Raw genomic sequence first — 19,742 nt, 5'->3', positions numbered from 1 at the left:
CAAATTTCTCAAATCGTTTAGCTTATTTGGAATCATTAAGTTTTATAGAATTTCACAGCAAGTCTAATTAAAAGTTTCTTAAAAATATATAGTCATTTAGACTTACATTTAATATAAAGTAAGATGCAAAAGTAAGCTAGAGCATCATAAGACATGATTAAATTTTTTATTTACTTAAATTATATATAAGCTAGAGAGAACATCAAAGCGGAGGTTAATTTCAAAATGCCAAACGAAAATAGAACCATTCACATTTAGCATAATTAAGTGAAACTAATCGTAATTGACATTAAAGAAAGTATATTAGAATCTTTTTTATTTCACCTGTGATCTACTGAATTATGGACAAGATATGAGGATAGATATAAGCAAAAATATAATATTACTCATAAAATCATACGTATTTTAATAAAAACATCTTCTAGAACAATGCAAGACTACTGAAAAACTATACTCCGTTTTTATTAATGAAAGTTCATCTTTTTTAATTTTTAATAACCACAACAGTTAACTTTTTCAGTAGTCTTCCCATACTGAATGACACTCCATTCACCAAACAAGAGCTATTTCATTATTTTAAATAACGCCAGCCGCCAGTATAGGAAATATCTTCTCCTATTTCTAAAGCATTGGCCTCACAGATGAATCCTAATACTTCCGATTCGTCTTCCAACAGCACTTTTCCGATCCCTAATGGAACAGGGATATTTGTTATAAAATGTCCTACTTTTTCAATAGGCATTTCCCAAATTTCTAATTCAATAGCGGTACCCTGCTTATTGTTAGATCGTATTAATCCTGGTTTCGGAGGGGAAGAAGGCAATTTTAGCATCCTGTATACAGGTGCACTTTTTGTTTGACGTACAAATACTGCCCCATGTTCAAGCATTTGACTTTCAAGCTCGAATCCTCGCATATGAAGACCGCATACTGCTAATAATACGGTTTTCCTTTGTTTTTCGGGATATTTTCCATACACCAAGGCATTGGCTAAACCACTTATTAAATGCTCATTTATGCTACTTGAAAATAAAGTGATCCCAAACGGTAAATTTCGTTCTATATCTTCTCCTGGGAGTGCTATGGCACACAAGTCTAAAAGATTACAGTGGTTTGTGTATAGACCCATTAAACTATTTGTGTCGATTGGGTTTCTTCTCACTTCTTCTCTAGTCCATGTTCCTCCAGCTGTAGGCATGATTAAAACTGCATTTTGTAATTGCTGGTGTGCTCTTTGTTTCAATGCTTGCAGTCGATGTATAGCGTTAAACACAGAAGCTGCATCGTACCCAGACTTTGTAGCTGACTCTAGTACTGTTTCCGTGACAGGAAAAACCGCTTCCTTATTAGCTGTAACAAATTCACCCAAATCAGCCCAACGCTCTGCCACCCATGGCCCATCGTATAAAATAGCTGCCGCTTCTGATAAATAGCTGCCATCTATATATTCGATCGGAATATTGAACTGTTGGATTCGCTCAATGGTAGCTGCCCAAGCTGCCTTATATTGATCAGCAAATGGACCATAAAAAGTCAGTGGCTTCTCTAGGATATAAATTTTTTCAGGAAGTGCATCTCTGTGACGTGTTATTTGTTTTGACCACGGATCGGATGCTTCAAATCCCCGAACGACTTCATCTATAAGCATGGCATCTGACAACTCATGGGTAAATACAGAAACGCAATCTAAACTAGCACACGCTGGCACGACACCTTTTACTGGCCATGCGCCTAAACTAGACTTGTAGCCCACAAGACGGTTGAGTGCTGCTGGTACACGACCAGAGCCCGCTGTATCTGTACCGAGGGCAAAAGAAGCTAGTCCGCATGCTACCGCAACAGCCGATCCCGAGCTAGAGCCTCCACTAATTAAATCAGGATTTAGAGCATTTTTCGTCTCACCATAAGGGCTTCTCGTTCCAACAAGGCCCGTTGCAAATTGGTCTAAATTGGTTTTACCAATAGGAATGGCTCCAGCATCGACTAAACGTTGCACAACAGTTGCATGATCAGAGGGTGTGTACGCAAACATCGGGCATCCGGCAGTCGTTGGAACACCTTGCAAATCAATATTGTCTTTAATAGCAAATGGAATTCCCCAAAGTGGTGCTTGTTGAGGATCCATATCCTTTAAATGTTCCAAATAAGGCTGAATCGCTTCTTTTGTAGGAGGCGTAATCCAAATATTAAAATCTTGATACTGTTCCGTACGTTTAAGAATTTCCTCTATTATATATTCTGGTGTTACTTCTAATGATCGATATTTTTCCTTCAATTCAGTGATTGACAATTTTTGCAGCAGATTCATCGTTTGCATGGTCCACACCTCTTTTTCCCTTTGATAAAGCAACTATTAGTTGTCCTGCTTGTACTTCTTCACCTGAGGATACATATACACTATTTACCCAACCATCAAATGGTGCATATTGCGGAAATTCCATTTTCATACTTTCTTCAATAATAAGCGGATCTCCTTTTTTCACTTCATCCCCAGGACAAACTAATACTTTCCATACACTCCCTGGCAAAGCGCTACGTATCGCTTCCGCTCCCTCTGGCAATTGTTCCTCCACTATTTCTATCGTTTCATGTTCTGAAACATATTCATCAAGACCTAGTGTGTGCCATCTTTCACGTTCAGCCTCAAAAGCACTTTGTTGTGTCGTTTTAAATTCAGTAGCACTCTCTTTGATCGTTTCTAAAAATAAGATATAATCTTTCACTTTAAAAGTCGTTTCCTGAATTGCTACATTAAATTGACCTCGTAAAAATTTTTCGCGCAGTTCCAGTAACTCGTCTGCTGCTACTGGATAAAATTGAATTTGATCGAAGAATCGCAGAAGCCACGGTTTCCCTGATCGAAAACTGATTGTTTCACGCAAACGATTCCACATTTGAACCGTTCGACCAACAAATTGATAGCCTCCAGGACCCTCCATACCATATACACACATATATGCTCCGCCGATTCCGACGGCGTTTTCAGGCGTCCATGTACGTGCCGGATTATACTTTGTTGTGACAAGGCGGTGACGCGGATCGATAGGCGTTGCAACAGGTGCTCCAAGATAAACATCCCCAAGGCCAAGGACTAAATAGTTTGCATCAAAAACGGCTTTTTTCACATCTGCAATACCATCCAACCCATTAGCACGGCGGATAAACTCTAAATTACTTGGACACCATGGTGCATCTGGTCGAACATTTTTTTGATAACGTTCAATGGCTAATTGTGTTGCAGGATCGTCCCATGAAAGTGGCAATCGAACAATACGTGATGGCACCTCCATCTCTTCAAGAGAAGGTAAATTTTTATTTAACCTCTGCATGATTTCGCATAATGCTGAAATAGACATTTTTGTTGCATCAATATGAATTTGTAATGAACGAATACCTGGCGTCATATCAATAATAGGAAGATTCTTCTGTGATTGAATAGCTTCCATTAATGCATGCACTTGGAATCGTAGCAGCAAATCTAATTCCATATCGCCATATTCGATTAAAATATTCTCATCCCCATCTGCACGAATACACATAGGAAAACGGCCGGCCGTACATTGAACAAGAATAGGTGCATTCGTTGAAAAAGGTTTAGATTCCTTTGAAAACTGAGGAAGCCTTACGAAATCATCATTATGCTGACCTACCTCCTCTAAAAATTTTTCCTGCGATTGGCGTAGATCATCAGCTTCTTCTAATGTTAAAATACGAAATTGAATATGATCTCCTGCATGCAGCTGTCCAATTTTCCATAATTCAGCAGAAACTGTTGTAACTGGACATACAAAGCCTCCTAGACTTGGACCATCTGGCCCCAATAAAATAGGCATATCACCTGTTAAATCTAGCGTTCCAATCGCATAGGCATTATCATGGATATTCGATGGATGCAAGCCTGCCTCCCCGCCATCCTCACGTGTCCAAGGAGGCGTAGGACCGATCAAACGGACCCCTGTTCGAGAGCTATTAAAGTGAACTTCCCAGCTCGTTTCTGTTAGCTGGTTCAAATATTCAGGTAGTAAATATTCCTCCGTACAATGGGGCCCTGCCATAACACCAATCGTCCATTCATTTGTAAAAACAGGTTGATATGGTTTAGGAAGTTCTGTAAATACAGCTGTATGATTTGTATGGACACGTAAAATATCACCTGTTCGCAGTGCTCGACCACCATGTCCGCCAAAACCGCCTAACGTAAAAGTTGAAGCACTTTCAAGATACAGTGGTACATCTAATCCACCAGCAACAAGCAAATACGTTCGCATTCCTTGTTTTGCTTCTCCAAATGATAATACTTGGTCACGTTTAACATGAATAACCTGATACATCGGTGCAGTCTCTTCATCTATTTTGGCCTCCATATCCGCACCTGTTAAGCAAATAGACATATCCGTTCGAAATTTATAGGCGCCTCCTCGAAGGGTAAACTCAAGGCCAGCTGCATTTTCTTTATTGCCTAGCAACTGATTGCCCATACGAAATGAAAAAGCATCCATAGGTCCACACGGTGGCACCCCAACGTCCCAATGTCCGATGCGTCCGGGAAAGTCTTGTACAGTTGTTTGAATACCTCCATCTATTACTTCTATTGCACTTTCGTCCGGCGCAAAACCATTCAGCATTTTTGTATAAACATGTCCTGATTTATAATTATTTTCTTTCAAAAGTGCCTCAAGATACTGCAAGTTTGTCGTAATACCATAGAATCTAGTATCTTTAAGAGCATTGCTTAGTTTTTGAATCGCTTCTTCTCTTGTTGCCGCGTGAACGATGATTTTCGCAAGCATTGGATCATAAAAAGAGGTAACTGTAATGCCATCACGAACCCACGTTTCAACTCGTGCATTTTCTGGTAAATGAACTTGGTCAATAATTCCTACACTTGGTTGGAAATTATTCAAACAATCCTCTGCATAAACACGTGCTTGAATGCTATGACCCTTTGGCTTGAAATATAACGTCTCTAATCCATGCAGTTCATCAGCTGCTTCCTTTAGCATCCATTCTACTAGATCGATACCAAGCACTTCCTCCGTTACTCCATGCTCTACTTGTAAACGTGTGTTGACCTCCAGAAAATAGAAATGCTCAGTCATTGGATCATATAAGTATTCAATTGTCCCAGCACTACGATAGCCCACTTCTTTTGCTAAACGTTTAGCAGCCTCTAACATATTTTCTCGTACAGATGGTTTTAGTAATGGTGCAGGGCTCTCCTCCACTACTTTTTGATTGCGACGTTGTACAGAACAATCTCGCTCTCCAAGTGCCACGACCTCACCATTTGCTGTACCGAAAATCTGTACTTCTATATGACGTGCATTGGCAATATATTTTTCGAGAAAAACACCACCATTATTAAAATTCTTCTCTGCTAAATGACAAACCGATTCATAAGCTTCACGTAGGGCCGTTTCATACATACAAATACGCATCCCTATGCCACCGCCGCCTGCTGTACTTTTTAGCATGACAGGATAGCCAATTCGTTTGGCCTCAGTAACCGCGCTCTCTACATTTTGAATGAGCGGCGTACCAGGTAAAAGAGGGACATTTGCCTTTGTTGCGATCTTACGTGCCGAATGTTTTAAGCCAAATAACTCGATCTGTTCTGGAGTAGGGCCAATAAAAACAATTCCCTTTTCTTGACAAGTTCGAGCAAAATCGGCATTTTCGCTTAAAAATCCATATCCTGGATGAATTGCTTCTGCACCTGTATTGAGCGCTGTTTTCAAAATAAGATCCGCATTTAAATAACTGTCTTTTGCAGTCCCTTCTCCAATCAAAACTGCTTCATCAGCTAAATCAACATATAGACTATCTTGGTCTGCTTTTGTATAAACGACAATAGAGTAAATATCCATTTTCCGTAATGTTCTTACAATTCTTGTGGCGATTGCTCCGCGATTTGCAATTAAAACCTTTTTAAACATATCAAACACTCCTTTAATTTATTTGTCCCAAATCAGTAATTGTATAGGAGTTGGATTATAAGCATTACATGGATTATTTAGTTGGGGACAATTACTGATTAATACAGTTGTACGATGAATCGCCTTCATCTCCACATATTTACCTGGGGACGAAACACCGTCATCAAATTTCAAGCCGCCATCTGGTGTCACTGGAACATTCATAAAAAAATTGACATTGGGTGATAGATCTCTCTTTGTAAGATTCTCTCCGTATTTCGCTAACTGCAACATATAGGTATCCCGACAATTATGCATCGGCAATGTATCATGTGAATAACGAACTGTATTACTTTGTGCCGAGCAAGAACCACCGAGTGTATCATGGCGTCCACATGTATCAGCAATGATTTCGACTAATTCTTTCCTTGATTCTGAAACAAGCACAGAACCTGTTGATAAGTAAATATTCTTTTGACGTTGAATCGTATTCACAGCACTATAATGATCAGAAGGATGATCACCATCAAAAAAGATTGTATCTACTGCTTGATTTCCCTCTAAATCAAGAATTCGAAGAACTTGTCCAGGCTCGATTGTATACAACCAACCTTCTCCTGCTAATAGTTTTTGGTTATAAATAGCATTTTCTACTTTACGATCGCTCTCTACATAATTTAATACAGTCATTATTGATGTCCCCCTTTAGTAAGCATTAAATATTCCCATGTATTTTCAAATGCACGACGATTCTCGTCACGATAATTCAAACAAATATCATCTGATTGAATAGGTTCTGCATCTGTTATCGTTATTTCTATTGGAGCGGATGGATACGTGTTCTTGGTATCAAAAGGATGTGGTGTATTGGACAATATAAGCAAAACATCCATCTCTGTTCGCAATGTTACAGTATCTCCTTTCTTCGCATGCCCTTCAACAAAATGCATGCTTCCTTCATCGTCGCAGTATACTTTGGAAAATAAATTGACGACGGGAGATAAATCATTTACCTTCAAGCCATTACGAACTAATTCAATCAGCAAATTATCTTCACCGTTTCGATACCAATCATTCCGCATTTCTTGGTATGTCGTTCGACCATACTTTTCTTCGATATGCTGTTTTGTACTGTATCCCGAAATCGTGTCATGCCAACCAACAGAGTCCTCCACAAAGCTAGCTAATACTCGGCCATTATCACTCATCAATACGTTGCCCTTTGTTAAAAAAGCCGTATATTGTGCCTTTAAAGAATCTGGCATATTGTAACGCTCTGCTAGATCATCTGCATTATAGAGGAGGAGAGAAACATTGGCATCATCTGCTAATGCTGTAAATCGAATATTCTTTCCTCTTTGAATGTAGCTCGACCATTTCCCACCTGCTGGGATTGTTTTGCTGAAAATTGAAGTTGTTTTTTGCATATTTTTTTCCTCCTTAAAAATAGTAAAAGCCCGGGAGACATCATCTCCCAGGCTTTTATCCTTCCGTGAATACAACTTTGAACATATCGTTGTACGTTCTCTCTTGGACCAGCCTTTAAAGATTTCCTATCTTTAAACGGAACCCTAGAGAACTTTTTGTTTCTAACTTATTTGTAGAAACCTTTATTTAGCCTAAATATAATAAATATTCATAATATTCAGTATATTAATACTATACAATGCTTGTTCAATAAAGTCAACTATCATATGTTACTTTATCTAACATATTTCTTTTTTTCTATATTTTGAGATACTGTAATCGGTGTTTTAGCTTGCAGCCACTTCTTCCTTATAAATAGATAAACAAAGCCTATAATGATCCAAGTAATGCCAACTTTTAATGTGTATTTGTCAAGTAGCGTTAGTAGCCAACCGATAAAAGCAACACCGATCAACGGAAAAATTAAATACAATAGCGTATCTTTTGCAGAACGCCTTTTTTCTCTAATATAAAATTGAGCAATAACGCATAGATTCACGAATACGAACGCTGTTAAAGCACCAAAACTAACAAATAAAACGGCCGTATCTAAATTGATAGCAACAGCTGAAAGGGAAATCACTGCTACAAAAATGATATTGGCAACAGGAGTCTTAAACTTAGGATGCAATGTCGTAAAAAATTTTTTCGGTAAAATCGATTCTTTCCCTAATGCATAGAAGAATCGGCTCACACTTGTCATAGAGGATAATCCTTGCGTAAAAGTGGCAATGATCAGCACTAAAATAAATAACGAGCTGAGCAAGTTACCTCCAATTAATTGAACTAGACTATAAGCCGCATTGTCCGGGTTTTGGAACGTAAAATCTGGGTGGGCAATTGCTGTTAAATACGAAATAGCCATATACATAAGCGCCGCTATAAAAATAATATAGAAAATGGCTTTTGGAATTGTTTTTTGTGGATCAATTGTTTCTTCTGCCATCGTTGTAACAGCATCAAATCCTAAGAAGCAAAAACATATTAATGAGGCACCTGAAAAAATAGAACTTATCGAACCATTTTCAATATTAAAAAAGGGTGTCAGTGAAAAGAGTGAGCTCACTCCATCATTCACAAGTATGTCTTTCATCGTCAGTATGCAAAAAAGAGCTATAAAGGCGATTTGACATAAAACTGAAATACTACTAACTCGTGCCGCTGACTTAATGCCCAGTATGTTTACAATCGCTAAAATAATATTCATCACAATAATCCAAATATAAATCGGGATAGAAGGAAATTCCGTATTCATAAAAATACCAAATGTTAATATCGCAATAATAGGCGAAAAAACATAATCGATAATCAATGCCCATCCTACTAAAAATCCTACTTTAGGATGAATCGCCTTCTCCGTATAAATATAGGCAGATCCAGAAATAGGATAAGCTTTCACCATTCGGCTATAGCTATACGCTGTAAAGAAAATAGCAATAAAAGCTGCCATATAGGCTGCAGTCATTTGTCCATCTGCGGCATTGAATGCCACACCATAAACTGTAAAATAAATCATCGGTGTCATCCATGCAAGTCCCAAAAAGACTACTTGCGGTGTTTTAAGGGACCTTATAAGGCTTGTTTGCCCTTCCATATAATCATCCTTTCTCCTAATTAAAATAAAATAAGCCCGAGAGAATCTTTTCGGATTCTCCCGGGCTTTTATCCCTCCGTGTATACAGTAGATACTGTACGCTCTCTCTTGGACCAGTCTTTAAAATGATCTTTAAACGGAACCCTAGAAAGCTTGTTACTTAATCATGCATAAAAGCATTATGAAGTAAGTATTTTGTTAAAGCTTATCTAAAGTATAAAAAATATAAATAAAAAATGCAATACTTTATGTTATATTTTCTAACATATATTTTACATATATAATAACATCTATAGATTTAATATAAAAATACGTATAAAAAATCATATTTCTATTCTTTTATGTCATATTTTCTAACGATGGGTCTTTTCAGTATTAAGCTTTTTTGTATAGAACATTTTCTTAAATTGTTGAAATCTTTATACGCTCCTGTTATCAGCCATTCAGCCTTTTTCTAAACAATTTTGAAATGGTATAAGATTTCATTAAAAAAGGATGCTAATTAAAAAAGGGCTTTACGCCAAAATCTATTCTTAATATAAAAATTAGATAGCCTATTGATTTCCGCTACGGCTTGCTCGCTTTTCCAGCGGGAGTCGAGCAAACCTTCGCTCCAATCCATATAGAATAGGGGTTTTTTACATTTATATTCAAATTTTTATTCTAATTTTTTCCTAATGAATCAATTTCATAAATCATTTTCTTCCTGAAAATACGAACATTTAATAATATTAATTTTGATAGTTGTGGAGCGGAGGACGGCGACTCCTCGAAAATGCATGCGCATTTCCTTCGTGCGGTGTGAGTTCAAGGAGGCTTATTCAAAGTCCTACGGGAAAAGCTTGAGCTGAAAGCCCCGCAGGAACGTTTTAAGGGACAAAGCCTAAGTTCGCCACGTCCTGTGGCAACGGCTTCGGGGTCAACATCGTGTCGACCCGAGGAGATTGAAGCCAAGCCCGTGGAAAGCGCCGTCTGGAGCGGAACAAAAAAATCTGAATATTAAAAGTATATATGTGAAAAAAGTTCGTATTTTCCATCTGTATTCTACATTTTGAAATTGATTCAATCAATACATCTAATATTCTTCTGTAAAGATTTTCATTATCCATAAACAAAAGTTCGAGTAACTTGAGGATCATTGATCATCGATTACCGAAGTATTATTATCTCCAAACACCTGTTTAATAGCTGCAAAGCGAATTTGTTCATTGCATTTTTCACAGGTAAAATATTTTGTTTTTCTTTCTTTATATTGCTTGTATTGCATACTCCCCTCAACAAGCTCAAATTTCTTTCGACAGCTACTGCATATAGCATAATAAGGCATCTTATACTCACCTCTTATATAATGGAGTGTTTAAAAATAATTCGAAAACTTTTATTCATGAATAACTACCTAAAAATCCAACTGATCATCTGTAAAAGCAGCTAACAGGATGCATTTTAGAATGATCAAAAGTTCAACTTGAACAACTAATGGCTAGAGTCTAGATTGCTCTGGAGTCATGGATTATTTTATTTTGGTCGACGGTATCAGAGCAATTGCTGTCTCAATATCATCGTGATACCATAAGTAGCTACAGAAAAATTTTTATTCTAATTTTTTGTTATTCTTCAGACAGTAACTGGTACAATTCCTTCTGGATAGCTAGTAACGAATCTATTTTTTCAGGCGCTAAATGGATTAAAGCTTCATTCATTTTTTGATATAGCCCATTTGGATCTTCAAAGATTTGTTGTACCTTTTGTTCTCCCTTTGGCGTCAATTGAAGCCGTACCTCTCGGCGATTATTTTTAGGAATGCTTCTATCAATCAAACCAGCAGAGACTAATCCCTCAATACTGGTGCTAAGTGTGCTCTTAGAGAATTGTAGTTGTTCAACCAATTTTTTTTGCGGCATAATCTCACCAGCTTGGATTACTTGCAAAATCCAAAACTGTGGCATCGTTAAATCACTATTTGAGATCACTGCCAAACCCCATTTACGAAAAAGCTTATGGATTTCTCTGAATGAAATCAACAGCATTTTTGTTTGATCATTTCTTTGGTCGATTATGTCTTTTTCCATTGCTAACACATCCTTTTTAATTATATTGTTCATTTATAAAATTATGATTTTTGTATTGTTCTTTTTTAAATAGTTCCATATTGAACTGTTTTTCGTTATCATTATAACCTATCTTCACATCAAAAAACAATATCGCTGTTAAAAGAATTCCATAATAACTGAATCCGAAAGATGTCATCATACAACCCTATTACAAATTCTTTGATTCCATTCATTTCTTCAATTTTAGAACATAGGAAATTTAACGTCCCCTCCAAATGGCTTAGCAAAGGCCCTAGCCATTGGGTTAATGGACCTTTTACGGTTTTCCACATAAAAAAACAGTGTCTTTTGACACTGTTTCGAATCGTTCCAATAATCGTTATTGTAAGGCAGAAAGCAGACTTAAATCTTTCATACCTTTGCACATCAAAGAAAAGGGTGCTCTAATCTTTTGGGATCTGTTCATTGATTCCTCTTGATTCAAGCAAAATAGAGCGTGTAAAGATTTGAGCTGTATGCTAAATCTGAAATCACGAGATCTATTCGATATCATTTTCAAGGAATTTCGTCATTTCTCCTAACGCATAAATATGAAGCTCATGCATGGCCCTTGAACATGCTGTATAGAAATAATTTCTCTCCATTTCTTTTTGATAATTTGTGGCAGATGCATCCCAAATCAATACCGCATCAAATTCAATTCCTTTCGCCATATAAACGGGTAGCAACACAATACTTTTTTGATATTGTGTCGTTTTGTAGTCGATTAATTTTATATCCATATATTGTTGTAATTTTGGATATACTTTTTTACATTCCTCCGCTGTTTTACAAATCACCGCGATTGTTTCATAATTTTTCTTTAAATCTTGGATGCGTTTCACTAGTTGCTGAACCAGTTGGTGTTCGTCTGACACAACATTCAATGTTGGGCGTTTTCCGTCTCGATTGAATGACTGAATTTCCTTTTTATGTCGTAAAATACTAGATGTTAAATGTGTGATTTGTTTTGTTGAGCGATAACTTTTATTTAGCGTCATCTTTTCAACACCGCTGCCATATAATTCAGGTGCCAATAGGGACGGGTTTTGAAATGTATGCGGATGAATCGTTTGATGATGATCGCCTAAAATCGTCATATGTGCATAGGGAAATAACTGTTTTAAAACATATAATTGAAAAGGTGAATAATCCTGTGCTTCATCGATGACAACATGGCGGATATATGGATTTATACGTTTTCCTTCAATTTTATCCTGCAAATATAAAAATGGTGTAGCATCTTCATACAAAATATTACGTTTTTTTAATGAAATGCTCGATTCCCTGCAAATCATCTCCCAATTTTCAGGAAAATCACACGGTAACTTTTGTTGCATGCTTTCATTGAGCTGAAATAATTGACTGTACAATCGAAAGACATTTACAAATTTTAAACGTTGGATCGCTTGCTTTATGGGTTTGAAATGTTTTTTTACAATTTGAATGGCTAACTTTGCGCGTTCTTGTTCAAAATCATCAAAGGAGTTTTCTGTAAATTTCCCCTCCTGCAACAATTCTCTGTACGTCTTTGTATAATCTTCTGTGTCTAATAAATCGCTTTTTTCTTCCACCCATTCTTTTGTTCTCTCTATTTTTTCTTTTTTCACAATCTCCTTCAATAACCATTCTTTCACAAGCTGCAAACGATTTGGAATGGATATAGTACGATCAAGTGAATAAAAATAATGTTTGATCTGCTCCGCACTGATTAGTTTTTCACCACGAAAAATAATATTTTTAAATTGCATACCTTGTTCTGAAAGCAATGAGACATAGGCATCTAAAAGATGTTGAAAATGAAGGCTTGCTTTATAAGTGATCATTTGTAATCTATTTCTATAAATTTGTTCATTTTGCTCAGATAACATCGTTTCTAACTGCTGATAGGGGTGTTCTAATTCATATTGACTCCCTATATTCTTTTCTATATATTCCCAGAAAGTTAACTGTTGCATATTTTCTTCCCCTAAATCTGGTAATACATTATTGATATAACGATTAAACAATTGATTAGGAGAAATCAGTAAAATTTGATCTGCTGTTAGCTGATCTCGATATCGGTACAATAAATAAGCGACTCTCTGCAATGCAACAGCAGTTTTTCCGCTTCCCGCTACACCATCAACGATTACATAAGGGGTTTTCATATGACGAACGATTTTATTTTGCTCCTTTTGAATCGTTGTAACAATCGTGCGCATATGTTCACTCGCATTTTGACTAAGCATCTCTTTTAAAATCGTATCTTCAATAGCTATTCCTGTATCAAACATAGTGTGCAATTTACCGTTCTTTATGATAAATTGCCGTTTTAATAACATTTCACCATGAATCGTTCCATCTATGGAATCGTAGCTTGCAGCACCAGGTAGCGCATCATAAAACATACTTGAAATAGGAGCTCGCCAATCATAGATGAGTATATGATCCTCTTTTTCATCCATTAATGTAGAAATGCCTATATAGACTTTCAAAGGGTTTTTTTGTCCACGCTGTAAAAAATCGATTCGTGCAAAATAAGGGGAATCGGTTAAGCGTGTTAACAAATGGATTCGTTTTTTTATGCGTTCATCATTTCTTTCACGTTCAGACAGTAACTCTGCCTGCTGCTTGATACTGATAGATGTTTCCAAGGCGTCTTCTGCAGAATCTACATTAACTTTCACATCTTCCCAAAAGTTCTTTTTCAAACCGATGACTTGAGTTCTGTAGAGACTAGAATTCCGTTCCAATCGTTCAAGCTCATGATGAAGTACTTTTAAACAATGTTCCAAATAATGTTCTTCACTGAAATGATTATTCATATATTCCATCCCATGTGCACCCCTTTAGTTTTGGCTTGTATTCTACATCATAGTGCCCGTGGCGGGAAATGAACAGTCTATTAATCAATTTACAAATATGGTATAATATATATAGAAAAATAATGTGTTGATTATCCAATTTCGTCCATAAAAAACAGGAAGAATTCGTTGAGTTCCGCTACGGATTGCTCGCTTTCCTGTGGGACATTGAATTGACTTCATTGAATCGACATCGCATGGAGGAAATGCGCATGTATTTTTGAGGACTCGAGCAAACCTCCGCTCCAATCTACATAGTGGAGCTAAAAATACATGTTTTTTGAGGATTATGTCAAATATATCCCCTAATTTCTTCCTAATCAATGCACCTGTAAAAAATTAATAATCTCTAAAGAAAATTTAGTTATATCATACGATATTGAATAGGATAAATTTTATACCTCTTTGAAAAGAAAAGAAGAATGCATGTTAAATGGAAATCCATTAAATGCATTCTTCTTTTTATATATTTAGATGATTCAATACTAAGTGTTAGTATCCTTCAACTACCATCAACATTTTTAATTGGCTACAGCAGCTGTTTTTCTTCTATGTTTGCCTACATTTTTTTCTAAATAGTAGAATAGAAGTTCTAGGAGTAAACAAATAATCCAATAGATAATCGTCGCAACGGAATACATTTCTAAGAAGTTGTAGCCTTGGTTCGCAATCATTTTGGAAATTGCCATAATTTCAACTACTTTTACCGCAAAAGCAAGTGAAGTTGATTTGATCAAGTTGATAAAGATATTCCCCATATTCGGCAATGCCATTTCAAACATTTGTGGGAAGATGACTCTTCTCAAACCTTGCCAAGTCGTCATTCCTACACTATGGCACGCTTCCATTTGTCCAACCGCAATTGAATTGATAGCTGCTCTAAAAATTTCCGTTGTATAAGCAGCTGCATTCATGGAATAAACCATAAACGCATACCACATAGGCGAAATATTGTCCGCATTCCACGTTGTTGTGAATGTTTTGTTCACCCAATCCAATAATTCTGGTACTCCATAGAAAAATACATATAATTGTACGAGCAACGGGGTCCCCCGAATAAAAGATACATAGACAATTGTTAGCTGCTGAAGAAAAGGGACTTTATAAACACGCGTTAAAGCTAGTCCTAACCCAATAACAGAACCAATGATGATGGATACCGCCGCGATCGATAATGTAATGGGTACGCCTTTCAAAACCTCAGGAAAATGCTCGATCGCGAATTGTATGTTAAAAACTGTCATGTCATTCCTCCCCTAAGATTTCGCTACATTTATACGCCCTTTTTTAAAGTGCTTCTCTAATTGATGAATAATCACTTCAATGAAAGCGCATGTTCCCCAATACACAATGGAAATGACTACATACACCTGGAACATACCTAAACCATAGTTATTCCCTATAATGATCCGAACTTGCCCCATGATATCTACCACACCAATAGTAAAAGCAAGCACTGTATCTTTTAACAACTCAATGATCGTATTGCCCATATTGGGTAAAGCCAAAACAAACGCTTGCGGCAAAATCACACGACGAAGAGCCTGCGAATAGGTCATTCCAACGCTATAGCAAGCCTCTAGCTGATCTTCTCCCACCGCAATATATGCTGAACGAATAACCTCTGCTAAATAAGCGGAAATATGTAGCGAAAATGTAGCGATTGCAAAGATCAATGGTGCAACATCATTAATATAGATCCCAAACGCTGATAATAATTGTGGCAAACCAAAATAGATTAGGAATAACTGAACGAGAAGAGGTGTACAACGTGAAAATGAAATAAAGATCGCCATTAGTTGATGCAATACAGGTATTTTACGAATACGTATTACGGCAATCAAGGTACCAAGGAATAATCCCACCATTAGTGAAGCGACTAACATTAATAATGTTAATGGTAGTCGCGATAGCACTTGTTGAAACAACGTTCCCCACTCATGTATAGAAGAATCCATATGCTGCTCCCTTCTTGATAATTGATGAAACTAGTTTCCAAACTTATATTGTTTTTGATTGATATAATCTAAATCTTTAAAGAAGTCGACATCGAACCATTTTGTAGCTAATTTAGATAATGTACCGTCTTCTTGAAGTTCCTTTGTTGCTTCGTTGATATCTTTTTGTATTTTTTCATTCTTTTTGTTATAGACGATATAAATAGGTTCCTTTGAAATGATCCCACCAACTTTAATATCTAAATTCAACTCTTTTTGTACTGCATTAAATGTTGAAACGTTTAGAAATACGGCATCATATTTTCCTTCAGCAAGACCTTTTAAATTATCCGCATTGGATGGTTGTTCGATTGTTTCGATCTTTACCGCTTTATCAGGATGTTGTTCATTATAATTATTTAAGATGGTTCGTAAACCGCCGCTTGGTGCCATTGGTGCTAATTTTTTACCTTTAAGATCTTCAAAGGTTTTAATATCGTTTGTATCTTTACGTGTAATAAGCGCTGTAAGTGAGTAACCATACTCTGGATCACCATATAAGAATTTTGCTTCACGTTCTGGATTTTTAAAGAACCAGTTGATCGCGAAGTCGAATTTATTTGTACTAACACCTATTAAATTACTTTCCTCTTCACCAAATTGGTATTTAAATTCATATTTATCTCCTAATTTTTTCTCAATTTCGTTTAAATAATCAATGTCATAGCCAACTGCTTTGTTATTGTCATCTGTATATAAAAATGGAGGATTTACTTCATCGCTCAATGCTACTTTCACAATCTCTTTACCATTTTTCTCTTTCTCAGCGCCATCTGAAGAACTTGAAGAGCCACATGCTGCTAATAAACTCGCTGTCAACCCAAACGCCGCTACCAATGTACCTAATTTTTTTAATTTCATGCTATTCATCTCCCTAAATGTTATATTACAAATTCCGGTTCTTTATTTAATCGACGCAAAAACTGCTTCGTTCTTTCTTTTGTTGGATGAAGGATGACTTCTTCCGGCGTCCCCTCTTCTACGATATGACCACCTTCCATGAAGACCACATGATTAGACACTTCACGAGCAAAATCAATTTCATGTGTTACGATAATCATCGTAATCCCTTCGCGTGCAATTTCCTTCATCAAAGTTAGCACCTCGCCAACCATCTCCGGATCGAGTGCGGAAGTAGGTTCATCAAACAAAATGACATCTGGATTTAATGCTAAGGCTCGCGCTATTCCAACGCGTTGCTGTTGTCCACCAGATAAACTAGATGGAAATTCATCTCTTTTTTCAGATAAACCTACCTTTTTTAGAAGGCTTTCCGCTATTTGGATCGCTTCACTCTTCTTTTTCTTCTGTGAAACGATCAAACCCTCCGTTATATTTTCAAGCACTGTTTTATTTTGAAATAGATTGTAATTTTGAAAAACCATCGCTGTTTGCCTGCGAAGTTGGAGAATATCACGTTTAGAAGGTTTATGTGCATCAATAACAAGTTTTTCTCCAATTTGAATCGTCCCATGATCAGGCTTCTCCAAAAAATTAATACAACGTAAAAATGTCGTTTTTCCTGAACCTGATGGACCAATAATCGTTAAAACATCTCCCTTTTTAACTTTTAAATCAATCCCCTTTAATACTTCGTGATCTTTAAATTTCTTATATATACCGTTCAGTTTAATCATGATGCAAGCCATCCCCCCTAAAGCATTTATATAAAAGTTTTATTTTTTTAAATATAACGATAATCTAACACAACAATTCATACCTGTAAAGTATGTTTTGTTTTCCTTTTTCGTCACATTTATAGATTTTTTACACAATTACTTGTATTATAATTCTTATATAAAAACTAAGGATTGAGGGGCTGTAGAATGAGTGCACTAAAAAATTTTATTCAAAACAGTGAACAGCAACATGTTATCGATCAATTAAATTCATTAAAAGAAGCCATCCAACAACGTGGAGAATATGCCGATCGTGAAAACACATTTCCTTTAGATAATTTCAAAGATTTATCATCCATCCAATACAATCAATTAACCCTACCAAAAGAATACGGCGGTAAAGGCTTCGGTATTTACGACATGATTCTTTTTCAGGAAACTCTTGCAAGCTTTGACGGTGCGACCGCTCTTGCTATCGGCTGGCAACTTAGCGTGGTAGGAGAAATTTATGAAAAAAAAATATGGTCTGAAGAACATTTGAAGCAATTTGCAAAAGAAATTGTCAATGACCATGCACTTGTGAATCGTGCCGTTAGTGAAGCGATTACAGGAAGCCCTACACGAGGGGGACGTCCCGGCACAAATGCCGAACTCATTGATGGTAAATGGCATATTACTGGGCGAAAAAGCTTTACGACACTTTCTTATGCACTAACACACTTTTTAACAGCTGCTTGGATCGAAGAAAAAAATACAGTTGGCTTCTTTTTAATTCCTAGTCATACAAAGGGAGTTTCAATCGAAGAAAATTGGGATGTACTATCAATGCGTGGTACGGCAAGCCACGATCTAGTGCTAGATCATATCGTCTTGCCCAAAGATGCATTAGTAGAAATAAATGATGGTCCACGAGGCAACAACGTTAATGGCTGGGTATTGCATATTCCTGCCGTCTATTTAGGTATTGCACAGGCAGCTCGCGATTACGCACTGCATTTTGCAAACACTTATTCACCAAACAGTTTGCCTGGCCCTATAGCTGAACTACCGCATGTACAAGAAAAAATTGGATTAATCGAATTAAAATTACTGAATGCGCGTCATTTTCTATATAGCGTGGCAAGTAAGTTCGAGGATCCCGCTACCCATGCAACGATTACAGATGAATTAGGTGCAGCGAAATATATCGTTGTCAACAGCGCCATTGAAATTGTCGACCTTGCTATGCGGATTGTAGGTGCTAAAAGCTTGCAAACAAGCAACCCATTAAGTCGTTATTACCGAGATGTTCGCGCTGGTCTTCATAATCCACCGATGGATGATATGACGATTGCCAAGCTAGCAAAACGAGCACTTGGAGAAGCACATTAAAAATGTTGAGGTCCGTCTCTACAAGTGGATGAAATAGATTACTAAAATACTTGATAGTTTATTACACGATAACTTGTTTATAATGTTATAGATATTATAAAAATGTACATGACTAAATTCAATTTAGTGACGTACATTTTTATTTTCTTTCATTTCTATTGAATTGCTAAATAGTTGAACGATAGTAATATTTCACAAATATATCACTTTATTTGAATTACAAATTATTAAACTTCTTCTCGATCTACAGTCATATTTACAGTTTCGCAAGTATATCATCGACGGAATGCCATTCATATTTGGATTCATCTAATACTTTTCCGCCAATTTTTATCTGAACATTTTTTATAAATTTCGCACCATAATATTCATAAAAATATTTTGTTTTATTATCTTCTAAAACGTCGACGAAAATCTTTGAATAACCCATTTTTTTAAAATGAATGAATAATTCTTTCATTAAGGCTCTTCCAATACCTATTCCTTGATATTCCTCTAACAAATAAATTGAGGTTAAATCACATGTGTTTTCTTCAATGTTTGTTTCTCTTTTCCACGCATCAGCAAAACCAACGATTTTTCCTTGTGCATTTTCAACTATAATTACATAATTGTCTTCTCTAATTATGTTTTGTTTCCAAAGTTCTGTTCTATCTTCATAAGATAAACCATTTAAAAAATCATCTGGAATTATTCCCTTATAAGTCGTTTTCCAACTATCAACGTGAGCTTTAGCAATACCATCTGCATCCTCAATATTTGCTCTTCTAATTCCCACTCCATGCACACCCTGTCCTTATTATTTTTTATTATTGACCTTTTCTTGATAATAATTATTTTACA

14 protein-coding genes and 2 riboswitches are annotated in these 19,742 nt (G+C 36.4%); of the genes, 1 reads left to right on the top strand and 13 read right to left on the bottom strand.

The window, feature by feature from the left end; genetic code table 11:
• Positions 1-571 precede the first annotated feature (571 nt).
• The 12 genes from atzF to FEU33_RS01630 all read right to left on the bottom strand — a co-directional run bounded on the left by atzF (position 572) and on the right by FEU33_RS01630 (position 17,546).
• Positions 572-2,317, bottom strand: a complete 1,746-nt coding sequence (gene atzF / locus FEU33_RS01685) for an allophanate hydrolase (protein ID WP_146547729.1) — start codon at positions 2,315-2,317, stop codon at positions 572-574.
• Positions 2,277-5,936 (bottom strand): urea carboxylase, encoded by a 3,660-nt coding sequence (gene uca, locus FEU33_RS01680; RefSeq protein ID WP_146547728.1) that lies wholly within the window; start codon positions 5,934-5,936, stop codon positions 2,277-2,279. The genes atzF and uca overlap by 41 nt, the downstream gene beginning before the upstream one ends.
• An 18-nt stretch (positions 5,937-5,954) precedes the next feature.
• On the bottom strand, positions 5,955-6,605 hold the full coding sequence (locus tag FEU33_RS01675; protein ID WP_146547727.1) for an urea amidolyase associated protein UAAP2: 651 nt from the start codon (positions 6,603-6,605) through the stop codon (positions 5,955-5,957).
• Entirely contained in the window at positions 6,605-7,342 is a 738-nt protein-coding gene (locus tag FEU33_RS01670; protein ID WP_146547726.1) for an urea amidolyase associated protein UAAP1, read from the bottom strand. Before FEU33_RS01670 ends, FEU33_RS01675 begins: the two co-directional genes overlap by 1 nt.
• Positions 7,343-7,384: 42 nt before the next feature.
• Positions 7,385-7,501: riboswitch (guanidine-I (ykkC/yxkD leader) on the bottom strand.
• Positions 7,502-7,617: 116 nt separating this feature from the next.
• Complete coding sequence (locus FEU33_RS01665) at positions 7,618-8,976, bottom strand: APC family permease (protein ID WP_146547725.1); 1,359 nt, start codon at positions 8,974-8,976, stop codon at positions 7,618-7,620.
• 55 nt (positions 8,977-9,031) lie between these two features.
• Positions 9,032-9,135: riboswitch (guanidine-I (ykkC/yxkD leader) on the bottom strand.
• A 976-nt stretch (positions 9,136-10,111) separates the two neighbouring features.
• Positions 10,112-10,303 carry a DUF2197 domain-containing protein gene (locus FEU33_RS01660; protein WP_146547724.1) on the bottom strand — a complete coding sequence of 64 codons (192 nt, stop codon included), beginning with the start codon at positions 10,301-10,303 and terminating at the stop codon, positions 10,112-10,114.
• A 280-nt stretch (positions 10,304-10,583) separates the two neighbouring features.
• On the bottom strand, positions 10,584-11,045 hold the full coding sequence (locus FEU33_RS01655; RefSeq protein WP_186731287.1) for a MarR family winged helix-turn-helix transcriptional regulator: 462 nt from the start codon (positions 11,043-11,045) through the stop codon (positions 10,584-10,586).
• 521 nt (positions 11,046-11,566) lie between these two features.
• On the bottom strand, positions 11,567-13,882 hold the full coding sequence (helD, locus tag FEU33_RS01650) for an RNA polymerase recycling motor HelD (protein WP_146547722.1): 2,316 nt from the start codon (positions 13,880-13,882) through the stop codon (positions 11,567-11,569).
• A 551-nt stretch (positions 13,883-14,433) separates the two neighbouring features.
• Positions 14,434-15,156, bottom strand: a complete 723-nt coding sequence (locus FEU33_RS01645; RefSeq protein WP_146547721.1) for an amino acid ABC transporter permease — start codon at positions 15,154-15,156, stop codon at positions 14,434-14,436.
• 12 nt (positions 15,157-15,168) lie between these two features.
• Positions 15,169-15,870 carry an amino acid ABC transporter permease gene (locus tag FEU33_RS01640; protein WP_146547720.1) on the bottom strand — a complete coding sequence of 234 codons (702 nt, stop codon included), beginning with the start codon at positions 15,868-15,870 and terminating at the stop codon, positions 15,169-15,171.
• A gap of 30 nt (positions 15,871-15,900) precedes the next feature.
• Positions 15,901-16,770 (bottom strand): transporter substrate-binding domain-containing protein, encoded by an 870-nt coding sequence (locus tag FEU33_RS01635; RefSeq protein WP_146547719.1) that lies wholly within the window; start codon positions 16,768-16,770, stop codon positions 15,901-15,903.
• A gap of 20 nt (positions 16,771-16,790) precedes the next feature.
• Positions 16,791-17,546, bottom strand: a complete 756-nt coding sequence (locus tag FEU33_RS01630; RefSeq protein WP_146547718.1) for an amino acid ABC transporter ATP-binding protein — start codon at positions 17,544-17,546, stop codon at positions 16,791-16,793.
• 189 nt (positions 17,547-17,735) lie between these two features.
• Here FEU33_RS01630 and FEU33_RS01625 point away from each other — a divergent pair, with 189 nt between their 5' ends.
• Positions 17,736-18,899 carry an acyl-CoA dehydrogenase family protein gene (locus FEU33_RS01625; RefSeq protein WP_146547717.1) on the top strand — a complete coding sequence of 388 codons (1,164 nt, stop codon included), beginning with the start codon at positions 17,736-17,738 and terminating at the stop codon, positions 18,897-18,899.
• Between the two features lie 256 nt (positions 18,900-19,155).
• On the opposite strand, the gene FEU33_RS01620 is transcribed toward FEU33_RS01625, so the two are convergent.
• Positions 19,156-19,677, bottom strand: a complete 522-nt coding sequence (locus FEU33_RS01620; protein ID WP_146547716.1) for a GNAT family N-acetyltransferase — start codon at positions 19,675-19,677, stop codon at positions 19,156-19,158.
• Positions 19,678-19,742: the final 65 nt, after the last annotated feature.

This window comes from Rummeliibacillus suwonensis (assembly GCF_007896435.1).
Classification (GTDB): Bacteria; Bacillota; Bacilli; order Bacillales_A; family Planococcaceae; genus Rummeliibacillus; species Rummeliibacillus suwonensis.
This window is presented reverse-complemented; position numbering and strand designations above follow the sequence as displayed.

What these genes read in the sequence shown, in the direction of transcription:
- atzF (WP_146547729.1), bottom strand. Translation starts at nt 2,317, where the DNA reads ATGCAAACGATGAATCTGCTGCAAAAATTGTCAATCACTGAATTGAAG.
- uca (WP_146547728.1), bottom strand. Translation starts at nt 5,936, where the DNA reads ATGTTTAAAAAGGTTTTAATTGCAAATCGCGGAGCAATCGCCACAAGA.
- FEU33_RS01675 (WP_146547727.1), bottom strand. Translation starts at nt 6,605, where the DNA reads ATGACTGTATTAAATTATGTAGAGAGCGATCGTAAAGTAGAAAATGCT.
- FEU33_RS01670 (WP_146547726.1), bottom strand. Translation starts at nt 7,342, where the DNA reads ATGCAAAAAACAACTTCAATTTTCAGCAAAACAATCCCAGCAGGTGGG.
- FEU33_RS01665 (WP_146547725.1), bottom strand. Translation starts at nt 8,976, where the DNA reads ATGGAAGGGCAAACAAGCCTTATAAGGTCCCTTAAAACACCGCAAGTA.
- FEU33_RS01660 (WP_146547724.1), bottom strand. Translation starts at nt 10,303, where the DNA reads ATGCCTTATTATGCTATATGCAGTAGCTGTCGAAAGAAATTTGAGCTT.
- FEU33_RS01655 (WP_186731287.1), bottom strand. Translation starts at nt 11,045, where the DNA reads ATGGAAAAAGACATAATCGACCAAAGAAATGATCAAACAAAAATGCTG.
- helD (WP_146547722.1), bottom strand. Translation starts at nt 13,882, where the DNA reads ATGGAATATATGAATAATCATTTCAGTGAAGAACATTATTTGGAACAT.
- FEU33_RS01645 (WP_146547721.1), bottom strand. Translation starts at nt 15,156, where the DNA reads ATGACAGTTTTTAACATACAATTCGCGATCGAGCATTTTCCTGAGGTT.
- FEU33_RS01640 (WP_146547720.1), bottom strand. Translation starts at nt 15,870, where the DNA reads ATGGATTCTTCTATACATGAGTGGGGAACGTTGTTTCAACAAGTGCTA.
- FEU33_RS01635 (WP_146547719.1), bottom strand. Translation starts at nt 16,770, where the DNA reads ATGAAATTAAAAAAATTAGGTACATTGGTAGCGGCGTTTGGGTTGACA.
- FEU33_RS01630 (WP_146547718.1), bottom strand. Translation starts at nt 17,546, where the DNA reads ATGATTAAACTGAACGGTATATATAAGAAATTTAAAGATCACGAAGTA.
- FEU33_RS01625 (WP_146547717.1), top strand. Translation starts at nt 17,736, where the DNA reads ATGAGTGCACTAAAAAATTTTATTCAAAACAGTGAACAGCAACATGTT.